10 protein-coding genes and 1 pseudogene (1 of these 11 running past the window's edge) are annotated in these 10,881 nt (G+C 54.7%); all 11 read left to right on the top strand.

Annotation, left to right across the window (positions count from 1 at the left end):
• A pseudogene (gene rfbB, locus E8D52_02605) lies at positions 1-716 on the top strand (dTDP-glucose 4,6-dehydratase); it begins 1,012 nt to the left of the window's first position.
• A gap of 334 nt (positions 717-1,050) precedes the next feature.
• Positions 1,051-1,539 carry an HAD-IIIA family hydrolase gene (locus E8D52_02600; protein ID TKB70354.1) on the top strand — a complete coding sequence of 163 codons (489 nt, stop codon included), beginning with the start codon at positions 1,051-1,053 and terminating at the stop codon, positions 1,537-1,539.
• A gap of 9 nt (positions 1,540-1,548) precedes the next feature.
• The gene (locus E8D52_02595; GenBank protein ID TKB69963.1) at positions 1,549-2,997 is read left to right on the top strand and encodes a mannose-1-phosphate guanylyltransferase/mannose-6-phosphate isomerase; all 1,449 of its coding nucleotides are present in this window, start codon (positions 1,549-1,551) and stop codon (positions 2,995-2,997) included.
• 85 nt (positions 2,998-3,082) lie between these two features.
• Positions 3,083-4,483, top strand: a complete 1,401-nt coding sequence (locus E8D52_02590) for a phosphomannomutase/phosphoglucomutase (protein TKB69962.1) — start codon at positions 3,083-3,085, stop codon at positions 4,481-4,483.
• The gene (locus tag E8D52_02585) at positions 4,483-5,313 is read left to right on the top strand and encodes a DUF3108 domain-containing protein (GenBank protein TKB69961.1); all 831 of its coding nucleotides are present in this window, start codon (positions 4,483-4,485) and stop codon (positions 5,311-5,313) included. Before E8D52_02590 ends, E8D52_02585 begins: the two co-directional genes overlap by 1 nt.
• Positions 5,314-5,362: 49 nt before the next feature.
• Complete coding sequence (locus tag E8D52_02580; protein ID TKB69960.1) at positions 5,363-6,367, top strand: class 1 fructose-bisphosphatase; 1,005 nt, start codon at positions 5,363-5,365, stop codon at positions 6,365-6,367.
• A 43-nt stretch (positions 6,368-6,410) separates the two neighbouring features.
• Positions 6,411-7,334, top strand: a complete 924-nt coding sequence (locus E8D52_02575; GenBank protein TKB69959.1) for a class I fructose-bisphosphate aldolase — start codon at positions 6,411-6,413, stop codon at positions 7,332-7,334.
• Positions 7,335-7,370: 36 nt separating this feature from the next.
• Positions 7,371-8,921 (top strand): DegQ family serine endoprotease, encoded by a 1,551-nt coding sequence (locus tag E8D52_02570; GenBank protein TKB69958.1) that lies wholly within the window; start codon positions 7,371-7,373, stop codon positions 8,919-8,921.
• A 55-nt stretch (positions 8,922-8,976) separates the two neighbouring features.
• Positions 8,977-9,696, top strand: coding sequence for a 2-C-methyl-D-erythritol 4-phosphate cytidylyltransferase (gene ispD, locus E8D52_02565; GenBank protein TKB69957.1), 720 nt, complete (start codon positions 8,977-8,979; stop codon positions 9,694-9,696).
• Positions 9,693-10,178, top strand: a complete 486-nt coding sequence (locus tag E8D52_02560) for a 2-C-methyl-D-erythritol 2,4-cyclodiphosphate synthase (GenBank protein ID TKB69956.1) — start codon at positions 9,693-9,695, stop codon at positions 10,176-10,178. The genes ispD and E8D52_02560 overlap by 4 nt, the downstream gene beginning before the upstream one ends.
• A 20-nt stretch (positions 10,179-10,198) precedes the next feature.
• Positions 10,199-10,849 (top strand): serine O-acetyltransferase, encoded by a 651-nt coding sequence (cysE, locus tag E8D52_02555; protein TKB69955.1) that lies wholly within the window; start codon positions 10,199-10,201, stop codon positions 10,847-10,849.
• The last annotated feature ends 32 nt before the right edge of the window (positions 10,850-10,881 follow it).

Genomic DNA, 10,881 nt, shown 5'->3' with positions numbered 1-10,881 from the left:
CCCAGGATACCCCGCGGTTTGAACAGCTTCTGGGAAGCGGGAACCAGTGGGGGTTGAATATTCACTATGCCGTACAGCCATCTCCCGATGGTCTCGCGCAAGCGTTCCTCATTGGGGCATCCTTCATCGGAGATGATCGTTCTGCTCTGATATTGGGCGATAATATCTTTTACGGCCATGACTTTCCTCGCTTGCTCAACAATGCCATGACCCGCACCAACGGCGCGAGCGTGTTTGCGTACCATGTGCAGGATCCGGAGCGCTACGGGGTGGTCGATTTCGATTCGGGAGGAACGGTTCGCTCGCTGGAAGAAAAACCCCCACACCCGAAATCCAACTATGCCGTCACCGGTCTCTATTTTTATGATCAACAGGTGGTTGAGCTAGCCAAAAGCCTGAAGCCTTCCCTCCGCGGTGAACTGGAGATTACGGACCTGAACCGCATCTACCTAGAACGAGGCCAGCTGAACGTTGAAGTCATGGGGCGAGGCTATGCCTGGCTGGACACCGGGACGCATGAGTCGCTGCTCGACGCCAGCCAGTTCATCGCCACACTGGAAAATCGGCAAGGCTTAAAGGTGGCGTGTCCGGAAGAAATCGCCTACCGGCAACAGTGGATCGACGCGGGACAACTGGAAGCGCTCGCACAGCCATTAATCAAAAACGGCTACGGGCACTACCTGCTGCGGGTGCTTGAAGAAAAATTACTTTCTTGATGCAAACAACTTGATGAAGCACCTCCAAAGTGTGACTCCCCGAACCAGAATTTTGTGGTGGCGATCGCTGGTGCTTCTTCAAGAGTATCAATCTGCAAATCAGAACGGCCAGGGGGACTGTAGATTTTGTGCGGTGTAACCACCCTGTTTGGTCAATAACGTGATGCTGTCTCGCTGTGGACCGGTGGGTCATGTTTTTATTTTGCAATGTCCTATCTGTCGGGTATGATGGGTCTTGTCGAAGCTTGTCTAGGTAGGCCTCTTAGCCTTGGTGATTAAAACCACAACACGAAACTCCGCAAGCCGGTGGCCGTTCCGTACGGTACTCAAAGGGATTCGTCTATTCGCTACGGATGTGGACGGAGTCCTTACTGATGCAGGCATGTACTATTCCGAGTCAGGTGATGAATGGAAGAAGTTCAACACCCGCGATGGAATGGGGATTAAACTGCTGCAGAAGGCCGGCCTCATCACGGCAATTGTGACGCAGGAGCGAACCAGGTTGGTCGCTCGACGGGCTGAAAAACTCGCCATCCCTGAGTTGCATCAAGGAGTCATAGACAAGTTGTCGGTGATTCGTGATATGGCCACGCGACATGGCCTGTCTCTCAGGGAGGTCGCGTACATCGGCGACGATGTGAATGACATCGAGGCATTGCAGGCAGTGGGATTCTCAGCGGCTCCGGCGGATGGGCTTCCGCAAGTCTTGAAGGTTGTCGACTACGTGTGCCGACAGAAGGGTGGGGAGGGGGCGGTGAGAGAACTTACAGAAATGATACTCCTCTCCCACAACGAACTGAAACCTCGTAAGCGGAAGCGTTGAGAGGGAAGCATGGCGAAACATCACTCACTATATCCGGTGATCATGGCGGGGGGGAGCGGGACTAGATTTTGGCCCTTAAGCCGTCATCTGTTTCCGAAACAGCTTTTGCGGATCGGCGGCGAGCATACGCTCATTCAGCAGACCATGCGGCGTGTCATCGGCTGTAGCCCAGCCGCCAATGTGCTGATCTCGACCAACGCGGCGCAAGCTGATCTCATTCGAACGCAACTGATTGACTGGAAAGAGGACCTCACGAACGGGTTTCTCCTCGAACCAGAAGGTCGCAACACGGCACCTGCGATCGCGCTTGCCGCTCTTGAAGTGTCGGCACGCGACCCGGATGGTCTCATGCTGGTAGTTCCCGCCGATCATGTGGTGACGGGGCAGCGTGACTTCGAAGCCGCGGTTCAATTGGCCGCACAATTAGCTGCAGAAGGCTACCTGGTGACGTTTGGGATCAAGCCAATTCGACCGGAAACCGGGTATGGCTATATCAAACCAAAGAACAAGGCTCTGTTGGGTGTGCGGGGTAAATTGCGAGGGTATCGCGTCCAAAAGTTCGTGGAGAAGCCCAATGCGACGAAGGCCGCTCAGTATCTCAAGGCAGGGGACTATTTTTGGAATAGTGGCATGTTTGTCTGGCGGGCCGCGACGATCTTGGAAGAGATTGGTGTTCACCAGCCGGCCATTGCGACCGCGATGGATCGAATCAGGGAGCTGAAAGTGAGCGGAGCATCCACGCAGGTGATTGATGACGTCTATCGCGCGATCAAGCCGGTTTCAATCGACAACGGTGTGATGGAGCAGTCCTCGAAGGCGGCCGTGGTGCCGGTGACGTTCAAATGGTCCGATGTCGGGAGCTGGGGCAGTCTGGATGAAGTCGCGGAGAAGAATAAGGCCGGGAATGTGGTGATCGGGCGAGTAATCGACATCGAGAGTAAGCACACGATTGTCTATGCGGATCGGCGTGTGGTCGCAACGATCGGGTTACACGATATGGTGGTGGTAGATACCCCCGATGCGACGTTGGTGTGCCCCAAGTCGCGGGCGCAAGATGTGAAGAAGATCGTCGATATTCTGAAGCAGCAGCAAGCCCCTGAACATTTGGAACATCTGACGGTTCAGCGGCCTTGGGGATCGTACACCGTGTTGGAAGAGGGGCCTGGGTTCAAAGTGAAACGCGTCACGGTGAATCCCGGAGGGCGACTCTCCCTCCAGATGCATCATCAGCGGAGCGAACATTGGGTGGTGATTGCCGGTACCGCGCGCGTGACACGGGATCAGGAGGTGTTCGATTTGAAGGTCGGAAAAAGCACCGCCATTCCGGTGAAAACCACACATCGATTGGAGAATCCAGGGCGGGAGATCGTGCACATCATTGAAGTACAGAACGGATCGTATCTCGGTGAGGATGATATTGTGCGGTTTAAGGATGATTACGGGCGAACAAAAAGCTGAACGTCAAAAGTCATAAAGTCACACTCAGTGGGCTTTTAACTTTCCGACTTGAAGACTGTGCAACAAGAAGACTGAACGAGGAACTATGGGTTTATTTCGCGAATACGATCTGAGGGGAATTGTCGGCAGCGAATTGACCGAAGATCTGGCTGAGCGGGTGGGCCGTGCCTACGCCACGTATGGTGTGAAGCGTGGAGTGAAGACGATCAGCCTGGGGCGTGACGGGCGGCTCAGTTCTCCGTCCTTGCACAAGGCGCTGCTCAAGGGACTGCTCGCAGGTGGGCTCGATGTCATCGATATCGGGATTTGCACGTCACCACTTGTGTATTTTTCTTTGTTCACGCTGCCGGTCGGCGGCGGTATCATGATTACCGGAAGCCACAATGCAGCGGAGTATAATGGCTTTAAGATCTGTGTCGGCAAGTCAGCCATTTATGGAGAGGAAATTCAGGAACTTCGAAGGGTGATGGAAGCAGGGGTATTCGTATCAGGGAACGGCCGTCTCTCCGAGCATCCCATTATTCCCGACTATCTGGCGTACCTCCAGAAAAGCTTCTCTCATGTCCACGCAAACCGGCTGCATGTCGTGATCGATAGTGGAAACGGCGCAGCGTCTCTCATTGCCAAACAAGCCCTTGAATTGCTCGGTTGCAAAGTGACCGGGTTGTATTGCGATCTTGACGGACGCTTTCCTAACCATCATCCAGATCCTACGGTGCTTGAAAATCTCGCCGATCTCATGCAAGCGGTGAAGGATCATGGGGCTGATGTGGGAATCGGGTATGACGGGGATGCGGACCGAATCGGAGCTGTTGATGAGCAGGGCGAGGTGCTGTGGGGTGACCGTCTGTTGGTCATCTACTCGCGTGAGATCCTGGCCGCAAACCCAGGCAGTACGATTATTTCCGAAGTCAAGGCGTCGCAAAGTCTCTATGACGATATTGCCAAGCGAGGCGGACGTGGGATCATGTGGAAGACTGGCCATTCGCTGATCAAGGCAAAGATGAAAGAAGAATCGGCGGTATTGGCTGGTGAAATGTCCGGACACATGTTTTTTGCGGATCGATATTTTGGGTACGACGATGCGGTCTATGCGTCGTGTCGGCTTGTTGAAATCCTGGCGAAGACCCAACACCCGCTTTCCATGTTAGTCGCTGACTTGCCCAAAACGGTGGTGACTCCAGAGATACGGGTGGACCTTCCCGATACGGTCAAATTCAATGTCGTGGAGCGGGTTCGCCTGAGATTTTCGGAGTATTTGCAGAGCAAGCAAGGCCTTGGGCCGAGCAAACTGGTGCTGCGAGACCTCATTACGATCGACGGTGTCCGTGGGATATTTGATGATGGATGGGGGCTCATCCGTGCCTCCAACACGCAACCAGCCTTGGTGCTCAGATTTGAGGCGACGTCCGCTGCACAACTTAACCTCATTCGAGCGATCGTCGAGGAGGAACTCCTGGAGGCGAAACGAGCGGTCGGGTGTTAATGGCTGCCACGGCTTGGCCCGATCGAATTCCCGGTGTCTCTTACATGTGCCGCTATGCTTCGATTGTCGTTTCCTTGTTGCTTCTGTTCTTGCCTGCTGGTTCAATTAAAGCGGATGCTCAAGACGAACTCAAGCGTCCTTTTCAGGTCGGCGAACGGCTGACGTATGAGATTTCTTGGCTCAATATGACAGCCGCGATTGCTGTGATGGAAGTGTTTCAGATGGAGGGATCGAACGATCGCCCGGTTGCCAAGTTGGTGGGGACGGCGTACTCGACACCGATCATCACGAAGTTCTTTCCGGTGGATAATCGAGTGGAGTCGGAGCTGGATCTGGAGACACTGGCTCCGGACCATATGACCTTCCGTCGGCGAGAAGGGAGAAAGAAAGAAGATATCGAGTACGTCTTCCATCAAAAAGAAGGTACGGTCATGGCTGTCAGAGGAGGTGCGACGGAGTCGCTTCCTATCCCAGCCGGGACACAGGATATCATGTCATGCTTGTACTATACGCGGACGGTCTTGCCACCGAATCCTGGGGCTTCACTGAAAATGAACGTGTACCACGATAAGAAGAATCGCCCGGTCGAGGTTCTTGTCGAAGCGATCGAGACCATTGAAGGGGCCTGGGGAAAGGCTGAGACGGTCCGGGTGCTGGTGATCATGCCGTTCCATGGGCTATTCATGAATCAGGGTAACATCCGCGTGTGGGTTACCAACGATGACAGGAAGACTCCTCTTCGAATGAAGGCGAAGGTCGTGCTCGGGTCCATTGTCGCTGATTTGGTAGACGGCTTTCCGGAAACCGCTACTCCAAAGCAAGAGTATTGAACATCGATTGTTGTTCGCACGGGTCAAACCCGCTATACTGGGCGCCATCATGCGAGAATTTCCACTTACGCTAAACCGCTTTATCACTCAGAATCAGGCCTCGCATCAAGCTGCGACGGAGGAGTTCTCCGGTTTATTGACCCAGATTGGTCTGGTCGGCAAGCTCATTTCTGAAGATCTACGGCGCGCCGGGCTGATCAACATTCTTGGAACGACCGGCGACACGAACGTGCAGGGAGAAACGGTCAAGAAGCTGGACGCCATCGCCAACGACGACTTCGTCAAGGTCTTTCAACACAGCGGCTATGTCTGCGCCTTAGCTTCGGAAGAAATGGAAAAGCCGATTTCAATGCCCGGCAATTGGCCGCAGGGGAAGTATATGCTGCTGTTCGATCCTCTTGATGGCTCCTCCAATACGGACAACAATATGCCGCTCGGGGCCATTTTCTCTGTGCTCAAGTATGATCGGGATGACCGTTTGCCCACCGAAGGCGATATGATCCGTCGAGGAACCGAACAAGTTGCGGCTGGTTATCTGCTGTACGGATCAAGCACGATGCTGGTGTACACTGTCGGGCAGGGCGTGTATGGATTCACGCTTGAACCGGGCATCGGAGAATATCTTCTCTCCCACGCGCAGGTCAGAATTCCTGACAAGGGCAAGGTCTACGCTGCCAATGAAGGGAACTATAACAAGTGGTCGGAGGGAACGAGGAAGTACGTGGATTCGCTCAAGGTCAGCGATAAGGCAACCGGTCGTCCGTACAGCGCTCGGTATTCTGGCTGTTTGGTGGCCGATGTGCATCGCTTGTTGCTCGGGGGCGGGATCTATCTCTATCCGGGCGAAGCCGACAAGCCAGAAGGGAAGCTTCGACTGCTCTACGAGGCGAATCCACTGGCCTTTGTCGTCGAACAGGCTGGGGGAAAAGCTTCAACGGGCACATCAAGAATTCTGGACGTGGAAGCTAAAAAATTGCACCAGCGTGTGCCATTGATCATTGGAAGCCGTCTGGATGTTGAGCAGGCGGAAGCATACATTCAGGGGAGAGCGTAATTACTCACGTCGTGTGACACGGAGACGTTCTCGGGAGGGAATCATGGGAGATCGGGTTCAAGAGATCCTCAGTTGGTACGGGAGCGATAATGCCGGGACGAAGACCAACATTGCGCGTCTACTCCGGTCAGGCAAGTTGGCGGGGACCGGCAAGTTGGTCATTTTACCGGTGGATCAAGGATTCGAGCATGGGCCGGCGAGGAGTTTTGCGCCGAATCCGTCCGGCTATAATCCGCACTATCACTTTCAACTTGCGATTGATGCCGGATGTAATGCCTATGCCGCCCCACTGGGTTTTCTGGAAGCCGGGGTCAATGAGTTTGCGGGCCAGATTCCCCTCATTCTCAAACTCAATAATCACGATGTGTTGCATGATGAGAAGGATCCGTTGCCCTCAGTAACCGGCAGTGTGAGGGATGCTCTTCGGTTGGGTTGTTCGGCCGTCGGGTACACGATCTATCCGGGTTCTTCCCATTGCAACGATATGTATGAGCAATTGCAAGCGATTGCTGAGGAAGCAAAAGACAGTGGCCTTGCAGTGGTCGTGTGGTCCTATCCACGAGGGTCGGTGTTGAGTAAAGAGGGTGAGACGGCTATGGATGTCGTCGCGTATGCTGCGCAGATTGCGGCTCAATTGGGAGCCCACATTATCAAGGTGAAATTGCCGACTGCGCATTTGGAGCAAGCTGCAGCCAAGAAGGTGTACGAATCGGCGCAAATTCCGATCAAGACTCTGGCGGAGCGAGTGAAGCATGTGGTCCAGAGCTCGTTCGATGGTCGTCGGATCGTCATCTTTTCGGGCGGGGCCAAGAGCGAAGATAAAAACGTCTTCGAGGAAGCTCGAGCTATTCGGGATGGTGGAGGCTTTGGCTCGATCATCGGCCGGAATTCATTCCAGCGTCCAAAGGCGGAGGCGACCAAGTTTCTGCACACGATCATGGGGATTTACAGCGGCGAGATTCAGTGATCTCCCATGCAGGAGTGATACGAGCGAAATGACACCATGAATCAAGTGGATAGTGAACGCAAACCGCCTCGCGGAATGAGAAGGTGGATAGCTGCCGCAACCTTGTTAACGGTTGGGATCGTCATAGGCTTTGTGGTTGCTTCGGACCTCGGCTGGTTGCCTGCTGGGCATGCGGTTCCCGATGCATCTTCCATTGCCTCAACGCCCCCCGTCGCCAGACCCGTGTCGACGGCTCCTCAGCCAGTGTTGGGCTGGGGCAGTCAAACATTTGTCGATATTGCCAAGTCGGTGAAACCAGCGGTGGTCAATATCTACGCGACCAAGAGCGGACGTTCTGAAGGTTCCGGGACAGCGCCGTTTGATGACCCATTGTTTAGAAAGTTTTTCGGCGACGAGTTTTTTAAAAAGTATGAACACCCGAAAGAACGAAAAGAGCGGGGGTTGGGGTCCGGCGTGATCGTTGAATCAAACGGACTCATCATCACCAACAATCATGTGGTTGGCAAGGCGGATGAAATTCGTGTCACGCTGTCGGATAAGCGCGAATTTAAGGCGAAGCTGATCGGGACCGACCCGAAGACCGATGTGGCCGTCGTGAAGATCGATGCGACGGGGCTTCCAACCGTCGCGTGGGCCGATTCAGACAAACTGGAAGTCGGGGAGTTTGTCCTGGCCGTCGGAAATCCGTTCGGACTGACACAGACCGTGACCTTGGGGATTGTCAGTGCTCTTGGACGAGCCGCAGGCATTGCGGAGTACGAGGATTTCATCCAGACAGATGCTGCGATTAACCCTGGGAACTCAGGTGGAGCGCTGGTCAATGTGCGAGGTGAGCTGGTTGGAATCAATACGGCCATCTTCAGCCAGAGCGGCGGCAACATGGGGATCGGGTTTGCCGTGCCGAGCAACATGGCCCAGTCCATTATGGGACAACTGGTGCAGACGGGCAAAGTCGTTCGAGGGTGGCTCGGCGTCTCGATTCAAGAGCTCACACCAGAATTGGCCTCCCAGTTTGGAGTCACGGAGACAAAGGGTGTGCTGGTCAGTGATGTGATGGACGACAGCCCGGCGAAAAAGGCCGGATTCGAACGAGCCGACGTGATCATCGAGTATGATGGCAAGTCGATGGATTCACCAACCCATCTGCGCAATGCTGTGGCCCAGACTGCGGTTGGAAAGAAAGTTCTGGTGAAGATTATTCGGGATAAGAAACCCAAATCCATTGATCTCACCATCGTTGAGCAGCCCAAGTCGATGTCACAAAGCAGCGATGAAGACGGAGGGGATGCAGCCACGCCGACGGGAATACTCTCCAGTCTCGATGTGCGAGAGTTAACCGAAGAATTAGCTGGCCGATTTGGGCTCAAATCTAGTGAGCGGGGCGTGGTGATTGTTCGGGTCAAGCCCGGGAGCACGGCGGAAGAACTGGGAGTTCGTGAGGGGGATATCGTGCTCGAGGTGAATCGCCAAGCCGTCACGTCCGTGAAAACCTTTGAGCGAATCGCCGGCAAATTGCCGAAAGATCAAGCCGTCTTGCTATTGTTGAAACGCCAAGGGCGGACGATCTATCTCACGCTTCGCCCATGAGCCAGTCGGTGGGCAGGCGGTCATACAGTGACTGTTGAAATCCTAGACTCTTCACGTGAGTAACCACACCGTGGCGCTCGTCCCTGCCGCTGGACGAGGTCTCCGCATGGGCGGCTCGGTGCCTAAACAATTTCTCGCCCTCGGCGGTGAACCGCTGGTGGTCCACTCGCTTCGTGTCCTTCAGCACTCTCCCGTCATTCACGAGATTATACTGGCTGTGCCAGAGGCCGACCTTGACTATTGCCTCAACGATCTTGCCGTTCGATATGGCTTCTCAAAAATCACGAGGGTGGTTGCGGGTGGAAAGGAGCGTCAGGATTCGGTCCGGCATGCTCTCGAGCACGTGCCTGTCGAGACGGACATCGTGGTCGTTCATGATGCGGTACGACCGTTTCTGACTCTGGATATGGTGTCTGATGTGGTCGAGGCGGCTCGCCGCGTGGGTGGGGCCATTGTGGCCTTGCCGATGCGTGATACGGTCAAACAGGTTGGAAATAATCATCATATCGAACGAACAGTCGATCGCGGGCCGCTCTGGTTGGCACAGACGCCGCAGGCGTTCCGACGTGATCGATTGCTGGATGCCCACCGGAAAGCTCATGCGGACGGTGTGCGCGCCACCGATGACGCGTTCTTGTTTGAATGGGCAGGTCACCCAGTCGAGGTGGTGGAAGGGAGCGGAGAGAATATCAAGGTCACGAGGCCTGAGGATATGGTGATCGGTGAGGCCATCTTGGCCTCCCGTCAGTCGGGACGCATGAAAGGGACAACATGAGCAAGGGATTTCGTATTGGGTATGGCTATGACGTCCATCCATTGGGACCAGGGCGTAAACTGATTCTTGGCGGGGTCGAAATTCCCCATAGCAAAGGGTTGGTTGGTCATTCTGACGCCGATGTGCTGGTTCATGCCGTGTGCGATGCCTTGTTGGGTGCCATGGGAGAGGGAGATTTGGGACGACACTACCCCAGTTCGGACCCTAAGTACAAAGGAATCTCGAGCCTCAAACTGTTGGAAGATGTCATGTCGAAGCTGAAAGTGAGGGGGTATCGAGTGGGAAATATTGATACCGTGATCGTGGCTCAAGCGCCCCGTCTTGGACCGCACCTCCCGGCGATGCAGAAGGCCATGGCAGAAGCCGCCGGGATCCTCCCTGAGTCAGTCAATGTCAAGGTGAAAAGCGGAGAAGGGTTAGATGCCGTGGGCCATGAGGAGGGCATGATCGCCCATGCCATTTGTTTGATCGAGCCGACCTGAGGTCGTAGGATATACTGCTGATGCTGGCGCACATTACACAAGATCTCAAGGCGGTCTTTGATCGAGATCCGGCGGCAACAAGCAAGCTGGAGGTCATCCTTACGTACGCAGGCTTCCATGCGTTGTTGGCCTATCGAATTTCCCATTACCTCAAGTCGATGGGCGTTCCCTTCCTCCCGCGTGCGATTTCACAACTAGCCCGCTGGGTGACCGGTGTGGAGATTCATCCTGCCGCAAAAATCGGGACGGGGTTTTTTATCGATCATGGTATGGGAGTGGTGATCGGAGAAACGGCTGAGATTGGGGACTACGTGACTCTCTTTCAAGGGGTGACTTTGGGGGGGACAGGTAAAGAGCGTGGCAAGCGTCACCCGACGTTGGGCAATCACGTGGTGGTGGGGGCCGGGGCCAAGATTCTTGGTGGGATTACGATCGGTGACAATGTAAAAATTGGGGCCAATTCTGTCGTATTGAAGAATGTTCCCCCCAATTCGACAGTCATCGGTGTGCCGGGCCGTGTGATCAAGTCCCTGGGTGAACGGTTGCCGGATGCGACGATGGACCAAGTCGATTTGCCGGACCCCATAAGCGATCGCTTCCTGGCGCTTGAGCAGGAATTGATCGAACTCCGGAAAAGACTCGAAAATCAAGATGGGAAGTCTAATCCGTAATAGTGAGTGATACGGGCAGGCTCGCGGACGAA

It is taken from the genome of Nitrospira sp. (genome assembly GCA_005116745.1).
Classification (GTDB): domain Bacteria; phylum Nitrospirota; class Nitrospiria; order Nitrospirales; family Nitrospiraceae; genus Nitrospira_D.
The sequence above is the reverse complement of the archived record's forward strand: the minus strand, read 5'-3'. Positions and strand labels throughout refer to the sequence as shown.